Source organism: Paenibacillus barcinonensis, from assembly GCF_003217495.1.
GTDB classification, from domain to species: domain Bacteria; phylum Bacillota; class Bacilli; order Paenibacillales; family Paenibacillaceae; genus Paenibacillus; species Paenibacillus barcinonensis.
Map to the genome: position 1 here is coordinate 211,417 of NZ_QJSW01000006.1, position 17,573 is coordinate 228,989.

A 17,573-nucleotide genomic window follows, 5' to 3' on the forward strand; every position below is an offset into this window, starting at 1 on the left:
TGACGGCCCGCCTTTTGTTATGCGTTATATCAAGCTGTAGATGAAATTCCCCACATGATCATCACTTTTCTTTGTCAGACGAATCTTGGGCAGAATGCTGCTGTTCCGGCTGAGCAGAAGCATCGACCGATTCTGGCTTCACTTCCCGCTCCGGACTTATTACAACTGGTTCAGGCAGTATATTCTCCTCATTGAGCATAGGCAGGACTATCGTAACCGTTGTTCCTGATCCCAGTTCACTTTGCATCGTAATGGTCCCGTCATGAAGCTCCACAAGTTCTTGTGTGATGGCAAGCCCAAGCCCGGTCCCGCCATTTTGATGATTGACCTGGAAGAAGCGATCTCTTACCTTGATTAAATGCTCCTCGCTAATACCGATCCCTGTATCCTGAACGGCTGCTACAATCTGCCCGTTCTCCTCTTTGACAGACAGGAAAATCCAGGAATTCTCATGCGAGAACTTGATTGCATTGTCCACAATGTTTAGAAAGACCTGCTTCAGACGGTTCCCGTCCCCATAGACATTGTAGGCACGCGTCTCATCGGTTTCCAGCTTCAGATGAACCTGCTTCTGTTCGGCTTTGGCCCACACATTAAGCATCGTCTCCTGTACTACCTCACGGATATTCACTGTACCTTTAACCAGCTTCATCTGATTTTGCTGTAGCTTGGAGAAATCAAGCATTTCCTCCACCAGCCCAATCAGCCGCTCGGTTTCCTTGGCGATGATTCCCATACCAATACGTGTTTCTTCCGGGTCATACCCGCCGGAGTCGAGTGTTTCACTCCAGCCCTTGATACTCGTCAGCGGCGTTCGAAGTTCATGGGATATGGATGAAATAAAGTCATCCTTGATCTGGTTACTGCGCACAATCTCATGAGCCATAAAATTCAGCGTTGAAGCCAGCTCACCGAGTTCGTGTTTGTAATTGCCCTTGACTCGTACGTCCAGCCGGCCTTTCGCCATCTGTGCGGATACCGCTGTAATGCTGTTAATTGGACGTACAATGGAGTTAGCCATACCTATACCGATAATTAATACGATGGCAAGTACGCCAACTCCGACCGCAATAGCCAGCATTCCCATGACAAGCAGCTTCGAGTTGACTGATTCCAGTGAGGTCAGATAGCGTACAATGTACGTGTTTTCCCCGCCCAGATCAAATTTGTTAGCGACAGCCATGACTGATTCACCGGTATTCGGCTGCCTGCCAATCCAGCGACCCATATCGCCGTTTAGCGCCTGCATAATATCACTTGTCTGCAGCACTGCCCGATCTGATTCAAATGCCGTCGAACTTGCCAACACCCGCCCGTTCAAATCCAGAATTTCGAGTTCAGTGTTATCTAATGCAAGCCGAACGAGCAGCCTCGACAAATTGTTATTGCCATCTTCTCCATTATTCGCTCTGGCGATTGGCTCAAGAAAGTCTCTATTGTTGGTGATGTGTGTGCTAATCGTATTGTAGATACTCTCGTAATAAAACCGTTGCACGGCCAGCATAAACACAAATTCAACCAGCACCAGTGCAAGAAATACTACAATAAAATAGTGCAGCACAATCTGCCGCGTAATACCTTTTTTAATCATTGATCCCGGCCCTTCCATTTGTACCCGTGACCCCATACAGTTTGCAGGTATTCAGGCTCGGAAGGATTGTTCTCGATTTTTTGACGCAGACGACGAATGTTAACATCCACAATTTTAGGATCACCCATGTACTCTTTACCCCACACATGGTCCAGTAGCAGATCACGACTCAGCGGCGTATTTTCTTTTTCCAGGAAGAACTGAATTAAAGAGAACTCTGTGGGCGTCAGCTCGATCGCTTCATGATTCTTTTTAAACTGTTTTGAGATTAAATCCAGAGAGAACGGTCCAGATTGGAACGTTACCTTGGCGGCGGTTTCGCGATGTACGTTAACCCGACGCAGCAAGGATTGAATACGTGCAATCAGTTCGGTTGGACTGAACGGTTTGCTGACGTGATCATCTGCCCCAACTGAAAGAGCATAAACCTTATCCTGCTCCTGAACCTTTGCCGTCAGAAAAATAATGCCGAGCCGTTCGTTCGTCTCACGAATACGTCTGCATACTTCAAACCCGTCAATTCCCGGCACCATAACGTCCAGCAGCGCCAGATCAATATCCGGGACGGATTGTAAAATGCGCAGCGCTTCATGCCCATCGCCAGCTTCGAGCACTTCAAATCCGTTTCTCTTTAAGTTAATGACAATAAAACTACGGATGGATTCTTCATCCTCAAGAATAAGTACTTTACTCATTAAGTTCTTCCTTTCTATTCAGCTGAGAAGTTTTACTTAATGCATCCTTGCCCGCCTCCGATTGTGCAACACGTGATGCAATTACCCGATCCTTCGTTCGGGTAATCTCCTTCCAGCTTTTACCCTTTTCAAGATCCCACTGCGAAAATGTAAAATATTTGACCTCGGCTACCGTTTCATCCGTTTTGATCATTTTGAACCGGATATATTTATCCTTCTCCGATTTGGTGTCAATTGTGATCTTGCCGTACCATTCCGGCTTCAGGTTAAGATGGAACAGGTCTGCATCATCCCGGAACTGGAACGATACAAACTTCTTGCCCTCTTTGCCATCCCACTGGTAAAACGTATAGAACCACATACGTGAATCAAATACGTAATGCTCCCAGCCTTTGGGCGTTTCTTTGAGTCCAAACTCAATAATACCATCATTATTCACATCACCGCTTAAAATTTTGTCATCTCTGTACGTTTGATCCGGTGATTTAAAAGCACTGACGAGTTTGTTGTCCTTCACATACATCATTTGTGTAAATGAACTTCGATCATCGAGATCCGCATCAAGCACAATCCCCATTTTTCCATCGGCAATCTCGCCGCCAAGCGCATTGTACACTTCTTTCACCGTATAATCCGTAACGACCCGATCCATCTCCTTGAAGCTGTCGTCCTGATACTGGTACAACGCAATGGTAGCGAACCCACTGGCATTCAACGAAACCACGACAAAATCACTTTTGCCATCCCCGCTTAAATCGAGCGCATTGCCCTGCATATCATCAATAATTACCTGATTATATGGCACACCGCCCAGCACCTGCTCCAGAACGCCGCCCTTATAGGAATAGGCCGTCAAAGCCTTCTGATCCTGCAGGCTGACTCCAACAACAATGTCGGGATTGCCATCATTCGTAATATCCATGACCTTAAACGACTCCAGCTCGTTACCGGGTACATCAAACGTTAGCTTTTTGACCCAGGAGCCTCCCTGCTCTTCCAAAATCATGCCATGGATACGCACATTTTCATTCGGTGTCTCATAGAAAACACTTGCCTCACGAATACCGTCACCATTCAGGTCTTCGACACGAATCATGCTGGTGTTGCTCATATCCTTGGGACGAATCAGCTTGCTCTCAGGGGGAGTTTCCTTCTGCACAATGTTATACAGCTTCTCTTTGTCCGTAGACATCATCGGCGGCTTCATCAGAAGCTTGGGGTCGCTTATTACCGAACAGCCACTTAGCACCGCTCCAAGCAGAACAGCCATAGAGCCTGCTGCTATGTAGCGCCCCCAACGCGAATTAAGCAATCTCATCACTCTTTTCATTAAACATCTTCAAAACCTTATCTTCCAGCAGCATTATCATTCATTTACATTGTTCAAATCTGATTTTTTTCGTGTTGGGTCAATCTCCGTCCACGAATATCAAACATGATCCGGCCTTCCGCAATGCCCCAAATTCGTGAAGCATGCTTCTCCGCCAGTTCAATCGGAAGCACGGCAATGACAGTTGCTCGCTCCTCTTCACACAATTTACGCAATGTCTCAAGCACTGCGTCAGCGGTGTGGGGATCAAGCCCAATGACCGGTTCGTCCGCCAGAACAACCTTCGCCCCGTGTGCAAGAGCTCGTGCAATAGCAACGCGCTGTTTCTCACCGCCGCTCATCTTCTCGGCCGTCTGATGAGCCTTGTCCAGTAGGCCAAGGCCTTCGAGATGGTCCATCGCTCCCATGTAGTCATCTGAACGCACCATTCCCGTAGCCATCCTCCATAATGGAGTCTGACCAAAGCGTCCAATAAGTACATTTTTCAGCGCTGTTTTTCTTGGATACAACTGCGGGTTCTGCTCCAAGTATGCCCATTCTCGTCTGATTTTCTGTTTACCGGACCAACCTTCTTTCAAAATATCAATGCCATCAACTGTGAAACGGCCAGAATCCCACTTTTCTTTCATCGCCAAACATTTCAATAACATGCTTTTGCCGCTCCCGCTGGAGCCGACCACCGCAATCATCTCTCCTTGCTGCATATCAAAACGAATATCACGCAGGATGGGGATACGATCCACTCCAACGGATTTACTCAAGTTCTCCACTCTGATCATCGCGATGTCTCCTCTTGTCCATGTTTTTCCCTGCTACTAGTGTACTCGGAAATGGACATCAATTTCCATGCGAACACCCGCTTCTATTTTAACACAAATTCCGCTTCACGTTTACGCCGAAATAACACACCGGTGATAGCAAAAATAAAATACATACAGCCTAACATGATGAACATGCTGCCAGGGGACACCCAATTAATCAGCTGACCTCCCAGATTCGGGCCGAGAATACTTCCGATCGTAAACTGGAATGACGCCACCACATTAGCTGCTGGCAGCAAGGATTTCGGCAAAATATCTGCAGCATAAGCCAGACCAAGAGAAAAAAAGGAACCGACGAGTCCACCCGCAAGGAGCAGTAATATGAGTGTTAACCAAAAATGGGTTCCCGTAAGAGGGACCAGCATAAATGCAAGTCCTCCTCCAAGCCCGGCTGTCATTAGAACATTTTTTCGACCATATCGGTCACTTAACATGCCAAGCGGGAGCTGAAGAAACAACCCTCCGATGCCTATAAAAGGAAGCAAGGAAGCAATCTCATTCGCATCATAGCCGATTCGCAGCCCATATACAGGGAAGTTGCTGTTCATGCCTGCCTCCATATAACCGTATAATAGTGCAGGCAGCAATGCGTACCATGCCCAAGTGAAGCTCCGGCGAAAACGTCGCTCCGGCAATTGACCCTGTTCCGCCTTTTCAGGCTTGGTATCCGGCAGTTTCATCATAACCAGAATAAGTACAGCCGCCATGGCTGCAAACAGCACCAGGAACGGAACAGCATCACCAAACGCAAGCAGCTTGATGCCAAGTGGGCCTATACTGAAGCCAAGTCCGTAAGACATGCCATACAGTGATATATATCGCCCACGCTTCTCGGGCGCCGTAACCAGAAGCACCCATAATTGAGCAGCGTAATGCAAAGCACTGTCTCCAATGCCTACAATCAGGCGAAGCACAAACCAAATCTTCAATTCAGCAAAGTAAGGAAACAAAAGTAAAGGCAACATGACCAACATCAAACCGCCCACAATCAGCTTTTTAAATCCCAATGCCCCGAGCAGACGCTCGGCAACCAGAGTCATGGCAAAGGAGCCTACATAAAGCGCTGCAGCATTTAGTCCATTCACCCCAGGAGAGACGCCCTGCCGCTCCAAGAAAATAGATAATACGGGTAACAACAATCCTTGGCTAATTCCTGCGACAACAATCACAGTAATCAGGATCAAGTAATTTAATGTCGAAGTTGACATTTTTGATTTGAATGAAGCTGACACGATTATTTTTTCCTCCTGCAAGCACAAACAAAGAAAAATCGCCATCGCTGACGATCTTTACTCTGTCTTTATATAGATGCATACTTTAACGCTTATGTCGTGATATAACCCCGAACTTGAACATTATAGTGGACAACGCCCTGCAAAACAAGCCATAATAGTACATAAGTCGCTGTGTATATCTAGATGTGACGGGAGGATTCTGCATCATTATGGCTTATCACGTTAAAATTGATGTCTCGCCGATATATGAGATGCTTAACAGCTTTCTGGTCTATGTGACAAAGAAGTGGATTCAGCATCTGGACATTGGTCCCGAATGGATTCAGGACGTTGAAGGCAAGCTAAGCTCCAATGTGCGAGCCGCACTTGCACCAGCCGCTACGTGGCCCTTTGACGATTTCGATGTTCTGTTTGCATGGGCAGCTTATCAGAATACAACTTCAGAGAATCAGGACTTTTTGAATATGCTCTCTGAACTTTCAGCAGAAGAATTATTTGCACGCGTATCTGCTTTAATGCCTGAGCTCACAATAGAAGAATCCACGCGTATTCGGAACAGCTATGTCCCATTATTGCGACTATGGGATCAGCATTACTGCCAGAATATAAGTGAGGATCATCGGGTATGGCTTGAAGAAGACGCTGAAGAGAAACGTATTTTGCTTGAAAAGATGGGATCTGAATTATTAATTGAATACGCGACAGCAGGTGTCATCGTTGAACCGATGCCTGGACTCAACGAAGTTATTCTGTTCCCGACCGTGCATAACCGTCCAATTAACATGTACTGCTTCTATGAGGGCATGATGATTATACAGTATCCTGTAGATACACCCGAAGAAAGCGAAGATGAGCCGCCAACATGCTTGCTGCGATTCACGCATGCCTTGGCAGATCCCGAAAGACTTCGCCTGTTAAGGTATGTATCCGACGAGCCCAAGTCGCTTGCAGACATGTGTGAAGAGCTGGGTAAGGACGAAGATCCTGTGAAAGACCAGGTTATGGCTCTCCGTATTGCAGGATTGCTACGTACACATCTGCTGGGAAGCAATCGTAAAGAAAAATACAGCATTCGGCCAGATGGCGTATCCGAATTAAATATGTTTCTGGAATCTTATATTCGCATTTGAAAGATGTGAACAAGGTAAGTTGCCGGCTGTAAGGAGTGAGTAACGATGACTTTAATAAAACAACATATTTTGTTCGATCTTGATGATACACTTGTGTATTGTAATAAATATTTTAATCTGGTTCTGGGAGAGTTCTTTGAGAACATGCAGCACTGGTTTGATGGACACGCCCTGACCACACAGCAGATTCGGGAGAAGCAGCTTGAAATAGACGTAACGGGCGTAAAAAAGGTCGGGTTCGCAAGCCACCATTTTCCGCAGTCCCTGATTGATACGTATCGTTACTTTTCGCAAAAGTATGCTCGGCCTACTTCACACAAAGAGGAAGCATACCTGAGCAAGCTAGGCATGAGTGTCTACACGCAGGAAGTTGAGCCTTACCCCCATATGGTAGAAACGTTGGAAGACCTGAAGTCCGCTGGACATTCGCTCTATCTGTACACGGGTGGAGAAACGGTGATTCAGCAACGCAAAATTGATCAGATGAAGCTTTCGATTTATTTTGATGACCGTATTTACATTCGTCAGCACAAAAATATCGAAGCACTGGAGGGCATTCTCGCTGGTGGCCCGTTTGATCGGCGTGCAACCTGGATGATCGGCAACTCGCTTCGCACAGACATCATGCCTGCCGTGAACGCCGGAATCCACAGCATCTATATCAAACAGCCTAATGAATGGCAGTATAACATCGTTGAGCTGCAGCCCAATCCGGAAACCTCCATGTATACGATCACTGCGCTGGAAGAGGTTCCAAAAGTCATTCATGAAAATATACAACAGCAGCAGCAAAAAAGAACCCATGGATAATGGGTTCTCCCAAACAATAAGAAACCCATGTTTCCTGGAGAATGCATCCTATGCTGAGCATATTTCACCGGAAATACGGGTTTCTTTTTAATGTGTATAAACCCGTTTTTTTAATCTTTGGGATTTTCTCAAAATCATTTGTTCACGATGTTTATTGCTTCTCCCCCGACAACTCACCTGTCGCAGCATTTTTCAAAATGATACGTGCCTTCACCGTGCTCCCGTCCTTACGCTTGAAGGAGAGCACTTGCGTGCTGCCTTTCTCAATCAGCGACTTTAACATGGTGCTTGTAATCTTTTTACCCGCATACTCTTTCCAGATGACAAACGTACAGCCTTCTTTGAAACGAGAGCAACCATATCCCTTCTTGCCCTCAATGATCTGACCACCACAGCCGGGCGATGGGCATGAACCCAGAACCTCTCTTCCCCCTGATTGCGCTGACGCCATTGTTCGCACAGCCGTTTGTGTGCCTGAGCTTGTGCCAGCTACGGAAGCTTTCGTCGCTCCAGTACGATTCGTCGTGGTATTGGCTGATGACGACTTGCGAGTGGATGTGGCTTTTCCTCTGCCCTTACCTCCGCGTGTATCTTCACCAAAGGCATTGGCCGCGGCCGGAGCCTGAACACGTACTTTCTCAATAATGGACAACGTAAATTTTTTGACGTTATCCATGAACTTGTCCTGTCCTGCCTCACCTTTGGAAATCTGATGCAATCGCCGTTCCCATTGCCCGGTCATTTCAGGAGAGGTAAGCAAATCTACACCTGCACGACGAATCAGCTCGATAGCTGTTCGTCCTTTCAGAGTCAACTGCATCTTTTTCCCCTGCATCGTAATATATCCTACATTTTTAAGACGCTCGATGGTAGCCGCACGTGTCGCCGGGGTACCCAGACCGCTGTCCTTCATGGCATCCCGCAGCTCCTCATTCTCGATCTGCTTGCCTGCACTCTCCATCGCCTTGAGCAGCGTTCCCTCTGTGTAACTTTTGGGCGGCTGGGTAGCTTTTTCTTTAAACTCACTCTTGGTACAATGAACAGGCAAATCGGGTTGTACGGCAAACGCTTTGTCCGTCCATTCCTCGGCTTCCTCTTCTTCATTGTTGTTTTTCTTGCTTTTTTTCTTCCCCGAAGCCCCTTGCTCCGAAGCATTGGAACCCAGAACGACTTTCCAGCCAAGTGACAACAGCTCTTTAACTGACGTTTTGAATTCATGCTTTTCAACTTCCGTCAGCACGGTATGCTGCTTATACTCCGCTGGTGGATAGAAATGAGACAAAAGACGTCTCACAATCAGATCGTAAATGTTCTGTTCATCCTTGGACAAGGTTCCCGGCCGTTTCAACGTTGGCAGAATGGCATGGTGATCCTCGACCTTGGTCGGATTACAGACCCCTTTATTGTTCTTGTGCACCAGCTCAGGCTTTGCGCCCAGTGCAAGCTCGCTGTAGGCTCCATTTTTAAGCAACTGCAGCGTTTTGTGCATGCCTTCAATGTTCTGCTCCGTCACATAGTTGGAATTGGTACGCGGATACGAAATGACCTTATGTTTTTCATATAACGCCTGCGCGATATCCAGTGTTTTTTTGGCTCCGTAACCATACTTCGCATTGGCCTCCCGTTGCAAAAGAGTAAGATCATACAGACGATACGGGTACTCCTTCGTTTGTTTTGCTTCATATTTCACGATGTGTCCTGTCTTGCCTTTTACACTGACCGCTATGGCCTCTGCTGCTTCCGCATCTGTTAGCTTGTCACCTTGACGTACCCCACGATATTCGACACCCTCCTGCCGAAACCAGGCGGCTACTTCATAGAACGTCTGTGATTGAAAAGCCTCAATCTCGATCTCCCGATCATAGATCAGCGCGAGCACAGGTGTCTGCACACGGCCTACAGACAAGAGCGCATTATGCCTTGTCGTGAACGCCCTGGATGCATTCATGCCAATCAGCCAGTCCGCTTCACTTCGCGCACGAGCAGCATGGGTCAGATTCTCGAATTCAGCCGCATCTTTCAGTCCATCGAATCCACGCCGGATGCTCTCAGCCGTCAAGTCCGAAATCCACAAACGCTTGACAGGCTGCCGCAGCTTCAACTGCTGCTGAATAAGAGCAAAAATGTACTGACCCTCCCGCCCCGCATCACATGCATTTACAATAGACGAAGCCCGTTTTGCAAGTTCTCCGATGATTTTGAGTTGGTCCTTCGTCCGCGGATTCGGCACAATTTTGAATTGCTCCGGGATGATCGGCAGGTCCGCAATATTCCAGCGCTTGTATTTTGAATCATAGGCATCCGGTTCAGCCAGTCCAAGTAAATGCCCAATCGCCCAGGTAATGATATACTGCTCACCTTCCAGATAGGTGCGATTATTTTTGGCTTTTGGTTCTATGACGGCGGCAATGGTTCTCCCCATATCGGGTTTCTCCGCAATAACCAGTGTCTTCATCCGTCCCTCTCTCCTCCTTCACCGCCTTGTATGACGGCAAAAAGGGGCCTTCCGCCGACGGAAGCCCCTTGCTTCTGAAACCTATTATATCAGATTTTGGATTCAAGAGCACCTACCGGAAATGAATTATCCCGCTGCTTGCTCATCCAGCTTATGTTTCTTTCTGCATTCTTTGCAGACTCCCTGAAAATCAAGTCGATGATCTGTGACAGCAAATCCATATTGACGCAGCACCTGCTGCTCCAGTTTAAGCAGTCCATCCTCCATAATTTCCTCTACACTTCCACATTCAGTGCAGATCAGGTGGTGGTGGTGATGCGAGCCATCTGTACTGCGCAGATCGAAACGAGCCGCTCCATCCCCAAAATTAATCTTCTCGACAACCTGAAGGTCGCTCAGCAGCTCCAGTGTTCGATAGACTGTTGCAAGCCCGATCTCCGGGAACTTCTCCTTAACCAGTAAAAAAACTTCCTCCGCACTGAAATGATCCTTCTCATGCTCAAGCAGCACACGCACTGTCACTTCACGCTGTTGAGTTAACTTATAACCTTTATCAACCAATTGATTTTTAATCTGATGAATTTGCTCTGAAATGGACTTGTCCCGGTCTGCCATGCGGGTGCACCTCCGTTAATAATTGTCACCTGTTTACTTCTACGTATGTTCATGGATATACTCACATCATGGTCATTTTTTACACAAAATATTTTCTTATTTATAATAATTATAATCTAATAATAAGTCTTTACCTTGTAAAAAGCAATGCTTTCCGTCACACTTTTACAACAAATAAGCTAAGGGTCACATGGTAAACGTTAACGACAAACAACCCCCGCAGATGCGAGGGTTGTTCTTTGATCATTATGCAATTGAATTGGATTTAAGGATTTAATATAGAAAAGCCATGATGATAATACCAGCTCATCTGTGAAGCCATATTAAACAAGCACCGTTGCACCCATCAAATATTTATCAACTTCACGAGCCGCTTCACGGCCTTCGTTGATTGCCCAAACGACCAAGCTTTGACCACGACGCATATCACCGGCTGCAAATACTTTATCCACATTGGTATTGTATTTGCCATAACGCGCTTTAACGTTGGTACGACGGTCTGTTTCCAGTCCCAGCTGCTCCACCAGCGTTTGCTCTGGTCCATCGAAACCAATCGCAATCATGGCCATTTGCGCAGGGAATACACGCTCTGTACCGGGGATTGGCTGGTAGATTTTGCGGCCTGTCTCATCGACAATACGCTCGATTTGAATCGTATGCAGCTCTTTAAGATTCCCTTCTTCATCACCCACAAATTTGGTTGTCATGATCGAGAACTCACGCGGGTCTTGACCAAACAGGGCTTTCGCTTCTTCTTGAGCGTAGTCAAGCGTGTACACGTTAGGGAATTGCGGCCACGGATTGTTGATCCGATCACGTTCCATTGGTGCTTGTGTGTGTGTACCAAATTGCGTAATCGTGCGGCAACCATGACGAAGCGATGTTGCAACACAGTCAGAACCTGTATCTCCGCCACCGATTACAATCACATCTTTATCCTTCGCGGAGATGTAGTTACCATCCTCCAGATTGGAGTCCAGATAACTTTTAATGCTGCCATTCAAGAAGTCCATTGCATAGTGCACACCCTTCAGGTCAGCACCTTCAATATTGAACTCACGCGGCTTGGTCGCCCCGCCACACAGAACCACTGCATCGTATTCATCAACAAGCTGCTGAGCTGCAATATCTTTTCCGATCTCTGTATTCGTAATAAACTGAATACCTTCTGCCTTCAGCAGATCTACGCGACGCTGCACCACATTTTTATCCAGTTTCATCGTTGGAATGCCGTACATCAGCAATCCGCCGACACGGTCTGAACGTTCATATACGGTCACCGTATGTCCAGCCTTGTTCAGTTGAGCTGCTGTTGCAAGTCCCGCTGGACCTGAACCAACTACAGCTACACGCTTGCCTGTGCGTTTCTCCGGCGGCTGTGGAACAACCCAGCCCTCTTCGAATCCTTTTTCAATAATCGCTTCTTCAATCGTTTTAATTGTTACAGGCTGACCAATGAGTCCGACTGTACAAGATCCTTCACAAGGAGCTGGACAGATGCGACCTGTAAATTCAGGAAAGTTGTTCGTTTTGTGAAGGCGTTCAAGCGCTTCTTTCCACAAACCACGATAGACGAGATTATTCCACTCTGGAATCAAGTTATGAACCGGGCAGCCCGACGTCCCGCCAATCATATCTATACCTGTATGGCAATACGGGGTACCACAATCCATGCATCGTGCACCTTGTGTTCTGAGCTCTTCTTCAGCCATATGTTTATGAAACTCTTCCCAATCCTTGATGCGCTCCGCCGGCTCTCGATCGGCAGGGAGCTGCCGTTTGTATTCCATAAATCCAGTAGGTGTAGACATCTTACGTTTCCCCCATCCGTTCTTGTCTTAATCCCTTCATGCGCATGGCTCTATATGAAATGGATTACTCGTTTACCTGAGTTTTTGTCTATTGTATCACAAAATCTACTCAAAGATATTTCAATTATAGTAGCATTTACGACAATGAATATTAAATGGATTATCCGCATAATTATTTGTATTTTATTCATCATAGCGTTCCGCTTGTCATATGGTCAATAGCAGAAATTTGGTTCAAAAACGGAAGTTGCTCTGACCTGATAACCGATAGTTTCGGAGATAATTCTAAGGAACGTTATATAAATGTAAGATAAATTACCATTAAAATCAACACCTTTGGAAAAAACAAGCTCTATTTCCGAAATGGATACATGATTTAAAGCTTTACAACGTTGAAATCCCACTGTTTTTACACTTTTTAACCAAATGCTCGCTCTGCCCTACTGTATATTATACAAAATCATTCAGTCTTAGTGTCATATTAATGTCATATGAAAATATTGCATTACATATGATTTAGACACGGAATATAAAAAGACACCGTTCACGAAAAATTCGCAAGTCGATGCCTTGTTCTATTTATTCCCGTACAAATTACATGTTGCTCTTCACAACTAACGTTTACGCTCGTAAAATTCAAAGGTGAAAGGATAGACATTTTTCTCGTCCTGCTCGCCTTCGATCTGCTTTTTCAATTCCCATTCCGACCAATCCACTTCAGGGAAGAAGGTATCTCCCTCGAATTGCTCATGAATTTTGGTCACGACCAGGCGGTCGGCAAACGGTAAAAACTCCCGATATACCTGTGAACCACCGATGACGCACAGCTCTTCATCCCGGGCTGCATTCAGGCCCTCTTCGATCGTATGCACGATCTCTGCCTGATCTGCTTTATAATTCAAATCCCTGGTTACGACGATATTCCGACGCTGGGGAAGCGGCTTGCCACCAAATGACTCCCATGTATGACGCCCCATAATAATCGTTTTGTTGATCGTTTGTTGTTTGAAAAAAGCCATATCTTTCGGCAATCGCCAGGGAAGAGAGTTATTGTGACCGATGACGCCGTTCTCCCCCATTGCCCACACAAGTTCAATACTCATCAAACACCCTCCTTCCATCGAACATTACACAAACATATTGGTATACGGCTCTTACTACATGCTGCATATTTCATCCAGTCGCATCGCAGCTTCTTATACTGCTATTGGCGCTTTAATGCCAGGATGATGCTGATAGTTCTCGAATTCGAAATCTTCAAATTTGTAGTCAAAAATAGTATCCGGCTTCCGCTTGATTATGAGCTTAGGCAGGGCAAAAGGCTCACGCTTCAGTTGCGTTTTCACCTGCTCCACGTGATTGGAATAGATATGCACATCGCCACCGGACCAAATAAACTCACCAACCTCCAGATCACACTGCTGAGCAATCATATGTGTCAAAAGTGCATAGCTCGCAATGTTAAACGGCAGTCCAAGGAATGTATCCACGGATCGCATCGTCAGCATACAGGATAACTTACCCTCGGCTACATAAAATTGAAACGCGAAATGACAAGGTGGTAATTTCATATGGTTAATCTCAGCTACATTCCACGCACTGACGAGATGTCTGCGGGAATCCGGATTATTTTTAATCGAATCAATAACGGCTGCAATCTGGTCTATCTTCTCGCCGTTTGGTGCTTCCCATGTACGCCACTGTGAGCCGTATACCGGGCCCAGATCACCGTTCTCGTCTGCCCAATCGTCCCAGATCTTCACACCGTTTTCTTTCAGATATGCAATGTTCGTATCCCCTCTCAAAAACCACAGCAGCTCATGAATGACCGATTTCAAATGAATTCGCTTTGTAGTAACAAGCGGAAATCCTGCGGACAAGTCATAACGAAGCTGTCTGCCAAACACGGATTGTGTGCCTGTTCCGGTACGATCTCCTTTATGAACGCCATTATCCAATATATCTTGTAATAAATCGAGATAGTTTTTCATAATTGATATCCCCTCACCATTCTGTCCTCGCTAATCATTCTAACAGTGTATCACACGGAACGCTTCGATAAAAAGTCAATCCTTTAACAAATTTCCCGTTAAAAAAGAGACGAACAACGCGTTAGCGCCATTCGCCTCTTCAAACTGTACATATATAATGCCGGACGAATCCGTTGCTAGGATAATCTTAGCGGGAGATGATGTGGATCGGGTGACCCATTACCAGTTCCGCTGCTTCCATTACGATCTCGCCCAGTGTAGGGTGAGCGTGAATAGTAAGCGCCAGATCTTCCAAAGTTGCACCCATTTCGATTGCAAGACCAAGCTCAGCAATCAGGTTGGAAGCTTCCAGACCAACGATTTGGCAGCCCAATACAAGACCAGTTTCCTCGTCAGCAACGATTTTCACGAAGCCTTCAGCGTGGTTCAAAGATACAGCACGGCCATTACCCGCGTAAGGGAATTTGCCTGCTTTTACTTTGTAGCCTTTTTCTTTCGCTTCTTTTTCCGTGTAACCTACGCTGGAGCACTCAGGATCTGTGAACACAACGGCTGGCATACATTTGTAGTCTACTACAGATGGTTGTCCAGCGATTGCTTCAGCAGCCACTTTACCTTCATAAGAAGCTTTGTGTGCCAGAGCCAGACCAGATACGATATCACCAATTGCGAAGATGTGAGGAATGCTTGTGCGACCTTGGTGGTCAACTTTAACGAAACCACGCTCGTCAACGTCAACACCAATCATGTCAAGACCCAGCTCTCCGTCTGTGTTAGGACGACGTCCAACAGTAACGAGCAGGTAATCTGCAGTTACTTCTTTGGATTCACCATTTACAGAATATTTAACAGTAACATCTTTATCTGTTTGCTCAGCGCTTTCCGCTTTTGCACCCGTTACGATTTCGATGCCTGTTTTCTTCATGTTTTTAGCCACAAGGCTAGTCATGTCTTTATCGAAACCTGGCAGTACAGTATCCAGACCTTCAATGATGGTTACTTTTGCACCGAATTTGGAGTACATTTGACCAAGCTCAGCACCGATGTAGCCGCCGCCGATAACGATCATGCTTTTTGGTACTTCAGGCAGGTTCAATGCTTCTGTCGAAGACAAGATACGTCCGCCAAACGGGAAAGGCTTCAGTTCGATTGGACGGGAACCTGTTGCAATAATTGCATTTTTGAATTTGTAACGCGGAGATTCGTGATCGTTGAATACACGCGCTTCGTTTTCGTTGATGAACATACACTCACCGTTGAAAACTTCAACTTTGTTGCCTTTGAGCAAACCAGCTACGCCGCCAGTCATTTTCTTAACAACGCCGTTTTTGAATTCTTGTGTTTTCGCGAAGTCTACTTTTACGTTCTCAGCGGAGATACCGAAAGCATCGCCGTGAAGTGCAGACTCATATTGGTGTGCAGCAGAGATCAGAGCTTTGGATGGGATACATCCGCGGTTCAAACATACGCCGCCCAGTTCGGATTTGTCTACGATCAATACGCTTTGGCCCAGTTGAGCAGCGCGGATGGCAGCTACATAGCCGCCAGGTCCCGCACCAATTACTAATGTGTCGATATTGAGAGAAGCGTCGCCTACTACCATATCTTACACCTCCATAACAAGCAGCTCAGGGTTAGCGAGCAGCTGTTTAATGTAATTCATAAAGTTTTGTGCTGTTGCGCCATCAATGATACGGTGGTCGAAGCTCAGGGACAGAGCCATTACAGGTGCTGCAACGATTTCGCCGTTTTTCACAACCGCTTTTTCGCTGATACGTCCAGTTCCGAGAATAGCAACCTCAGGGAAGTTGATGATCGGAGTGAAGAACATACCACCAGCAGAACCGATGTTTGTGATGGAGATCGTGCTGCCTTTCATTTCGTTAGGACCCAGTTTACCTTCGCGTCCACGAGCTGCCAGATCACGGATAGAATCAGCGATCATCCAGATGGATTTGCGGTCAGCATCTTTGATAACAGGAACGATCAAGCCGTTGTCTGTATCTGTAGCGATACCGATGTTGTAGTATTTTTTGTACACAATTTCATTCGCTTCTTCATCAATCATTGCGTTCAACGCAGGGAATTGACGGGAAGCCGCAACCAATGCTTTAACGATGAATGGCAGATACGTTACTTTTGTACCTTTTTTCTCAGCAATTGGTTTCATGCGAGTACGGAATGCAACCAGTTCAGTTACGTCCACTTCATCCATGATTGTAACGTGTGGTGCAGTGTAAGCTGATTTAACCATCGCATTGGAAATCGCTTTACGGATACCTTTGAATGGTACGCGCTCTTCTTCAAGACGTTGATCAGCTGCTGCAGCTGCAGGTGCTGCGGATTTTTTCTCTTCTTGAGCAGGTGCTTCGGAAGATGCCGCCGCGGAAGAACCGCCACCGTTTTTGAAGGCTTCTACATCTTCTTTGGTTACTTTACCGTTGTTGCCAGTGCCGTTAACCTGAGCGATGTCTACACCTTGCTCACGAGCAAATTTGCGAACGCTTGGCGTTGCCAGAACGTCTTTTGCCGGTACTGCAGGAACGCTGTTGTTTCCGCCTTCTTGAGCTGCATTCGAGCTGGAAGCTGCTGCAGAAGAACCGCTAGTGTCCGCTCCGCCTTGTGCTGCATCTTTCTCTTGTGAGCCTTGGTCACCAGCAGGAGCGTCATCTTGCTCAGGCAGTTCGCCTTCTGCATCAATTACCGCTACAACTTCACCAACGTGGCAAACTTGACCGTCTTTAGCGAAAACTTCAGTTACTGTTCCGTTAACCGGACAAGGAACTTCAACAACCGCTTTGTCGTTCTGCACTTCCATGATGATATCATCGTCAGTTACTTTGTCCCCGACTTTGATGTGCATCTTAATGATTTCGCCTTCATGCAGGCCTTCGCCCAGTTCAGGGAATTTATATTCAAATTTAGCCAACTGAAAAACCTCCTTGATTATTTGCTCCATCCTGAAAACAACCCTTAGCTCCAAAAACTAACTGTTACTGCGAATGCAAATAACTGTCAATCAAGGGGCTAATGGCTGTTTACAGTGCAGCCTGCGCTGCGATGTGAATCACCATACTGCGCCTTGCGGC

At 46.4% G+C, this 17,573-nt stretch carries 14 protein-coding genes; 2 read left to right on the forward strand and 12 right to left on the reverse strand.

What is annotated here, in order from left to right; all coding sequences use genetic code 11:
* Nucleotides 1-61 precede the first annotated feature (61 nt).
* From DFQ00_RS12090 to DFQ00_RS12110, 5 genes are all read right to left on the reverse strand, one after another.
* Entirely contained in the window at nucleotides 62-1,591 is a 1,530-nt protein-coding gene (locus DFQ00_RS12090; protein WP_244213805.1) for a sensor histidine kinase, read from the reverse strand.
* On the reverse strand, nucleotides 1,588-2,286 hold the full coding sequence (locus tag DFQ00_RS12095; RefSeq protein ID WP_110896732.1) for a response regulator transcription factor: 699 nt from the start codon (nucleotides 2,284-2,286) through the stop codon (nucleotides 1,588-1,590). Before DFQ00_RS12095 ends, DFQ00_RS12090 begins: the two co-directional genes overlap by 4 nt.
* Nucleotides 2,279-3,616, reverse strand: coding sequence for a hypothetical protein (locus DFQ00_RS12100; RefSeq protein WP_146236153.1), 1,338 nt, complete (start codon nucleotides 3,614-3,616; stop codon nucleotides 2,279-2,281). The genes DFQ00_RS12095 and DFQ00_RS12100 overlap by 8 nt, the downstream gene beginning before the upstream one ends.
* 53 nt (nucleotides 3,617-3,669) lie before the next feature.
* On the reverse strand, nucleotides 3,670-4,395 hold the full coding sequence (locus DFQ00_RS12105) for a phosphonate ABC transporter ATP-binding protein (protein WP_110896734.1): 726 nt from the start codon (nucleotides 4,393-4,395) through the stop codon (nucleotides 3,670-3,672).
* A gap of 83 nt (nucleotides 4,396-4,478) precedes the next feature.
* The gene (locus tag DFQ00_RS12110) at nucleotides 4,479-5,645 is read right to left on the reverse strand and encodes an MFS transporter (protein WP_110896884.1); all 1,167 of its coding nucleotides are present in this window, start codon (nucleotides 5,643-5,645) and stop codon (nucleotides 4,479-4,481) included.
* Nucleotides 5,646-5,881: 236 nt separating this feature from the next.
* Between DFQ00_RS12110 and DFQ00_RS12115 the strand changes: the two genes are divergently transcribed.
* The gene (locus DFQ00_RS12115; protein ID WP_110896735.1) at nucleotides 5,882-6,802 is read left to right on the forward strand and encodes an ArsR/SmtB family transcription factor; all 921 of its coding nucleotides are present in this window, start codon (nucleotides 5,882-5,884) and stop codon (nucleotides 6,800-6,802) included.
* Nucleotides 6,803-6,847: 45 nt separating this feature from the next.
* Nucleotides 6,848-7,612, forward strand: coding sequence for an HAD family hydrolase (locus tag DFQ00_RS12120; RefSeq protein ID WP_110896736.1), 765 nt, complete (start codon nucleotides 6,848-6,850; stop codon nucleotides 7,610-7,612).
* A 151-nt stretch (nucleotides 7,613-7,763) separates the two neighbouring features.
* On the opposite strand, the gene DFQ00_RS12125 is transcribed toward DFQ00_RS12120, so the two are convergent.
* The 7 genes from DFQ00_RS12125 to DFQ00_RS12155 form a co-directional block, all read right to left on the reverse strand.
* Nucleotides 7,764-10,067 (reverse strand): type IA DNA topoisomerase, encoded by a 2,304-nt coding sequence (locus DFQ00_RS12125; protein WP_110896737.1) that lies wholly within the window; start codon nucleotides 10,065-10,067, stop codon nucleotides 7,764-7,766.
* Nucleotides 10,068-10,193: 126 nt separating this feature from the next.
* Nucleotides 10,194-10,682: a ferric iron uptake transcriptional regulator gene (fur, locus tag DFQ00_RS12130; RefSeq protein WP_279630403.1), complete on the reverse strand. Its 489-nt coding sequence runs from the start codon at nucleotides 10,680-10,682 to the stop codon at nucleotides 10,194-10,196.
* Nucleotides 10,683-11,005: 323 nt separating this feature from the next.
* Complete coding sequence (locus DFQ00_RS12135) at nucleotides 11,006-12,493, reverse strand: glutamate synthase subunit beta (protein WP_110896738.1); 1,488 nt, start codon at nucleotides 12,491-12,493, stop codon at nucleotides 11,006-11,008.
* Nucleotides 12,494-13,107: 614 nt separating this feature from the next.
* On the reverse strand, nucleotides 13,108-13,596 hold the full coding sequence (locus DFQ00_RS12140) for a dihydrofolate reductase (RefSeq protein ID WP_110896739.1): 489 nt from the start codon (nucleotides 13,594-13,596) through the stop codon (nucleotides 13,108-13,110).
* Nucleotides 13,597-13,689: 93 nt separating this feature from the next.
* Nucleotides 13,690-14,484: a thymidylate synthase gene (gene thyA / locus DFQ00_RS12145; protein ID WP_110896740.1), complete on the reverse strand. Its 795-nt coding sequence runs from the start codon at nucleotides 14,482-14,484 to the stop codon at nucleotides 13,690-13,692.
* 187 nt (nucleotides 14,485-14,671) lie between these two features.
* Nucleotides 14,672-16,087, reverse strand: a complete 1,416-nt coding sequence (lpdA, locus tag DFQ00_RS12150) for a dihydrolipoyl dehydrogenase (RefSeq protein WP_110896741.1) — start codon at nucleotides 16,085-16,087, stop codon at nucleotides 14,672-14,674.
* A 3-nt stretch (nucleotides 16,088-16,090) separates the two neighbouring features.
* On the reverse strand, nucleotides 16,091-17,413 hold the full coding sequence (locus tag DFQ00_RS12155) for a dihydrolipoamide acetyltransferase family protein (RefSeq protein WP_110896742.1): 1,323 nt from the start codon (nucleotides 17,411-17,413) through the stop codon (nucleotides 16,091-16,093).
* Nucleotides 17,414-17,573: the final 160 nt, after the last annotated feature.

Coding starts and splice junctions, on each gene's coding strand:
- DFQ00_RS12120 (WP_110896736.1), top strand. CDS start 6,848: ATGACTTTAATAAAACAACATATTTTGTTCGATCTTGATGATACACTT.
- DFQ00_RS12100 (WP_146236153.1), bottom strand. CDS start 3,616: ATGAAAAGAGTGATGAGATTGCTTAATTCGCGTTGGGGGCGCTACATA.
- DFQ00_RS12105 (WP_110896734.1), bottom strand. CDS start 4,395: ATGATCAGAGTGGAGAACTTGAGTAAATCCGTTGGAGTGGATCGTATC.
- DFQ00_RS12115 (WP_110896735.1), top strand. CDS start 5,882: ATGGCTTATCACGTTAAAATTGATGTCTCGCCGATATATGAGATGCTT.
- DFQ00_RS12110 (WP_110896884.1), bottom strand. CDS start 5,645: ATGTCAACTTCGACATTAAATTACTTGATCCTGATTACTGTGATTGTT.
- DFQ00_RS12135 (WP_110896738.1), bottom strand. CDS start 12,493: ATGTCTACACCTACTGGATTTATGGAATACAAACGGCAGCTCCCTGCC.
- thyA (WP_110896740.1), bottom strand. CDS start 14,484: ATGAAAAACTATCTCGATTTATTACAAGATATATTGGATAATGGCGTT.
- lpdA (WP_110896741.1), bottom strand. CDS start 16,087: ATGGTAGTAGGCGACGCTTCTCTCAATATCGACACATTAGTAATTGGT.
- DFQ00_RS12140 (WP_110896739.1), bottom strand. CDS start 13,596: ATGAGTATTGAACTTGTGTGGGCAATGGGGGAGAACGGCGTCATCGGT.
- fur (WP_279630403.1), bottom strand. CDS start 10,682: ATGGCAGACCGGGACAAGTCCATTTCAGAGCAAATTCATCAGATTAAA.
- DFQ00_RS12125 (WP_110896737.1), bottom strand. CDS start 10,067: ATGAAGACACTGGTTATTGCGGAGAAACCCGATATGGGGAGAACCATT.
- DFQ00_RS12095 (WP_110896732.1), bottom strand. CDS start 2,286: ATGAGTAAAGTACTTATTCTTGAGGATGAAGAATCCATCCGTAGTTTT.
- DFQ00_RS12090 (WP_244213805.1), bottom strand. CDS start 1,591: ATGATTAAAAAAGGTATTACGCGGCAGATTGTGCTGCACTATTTTATT.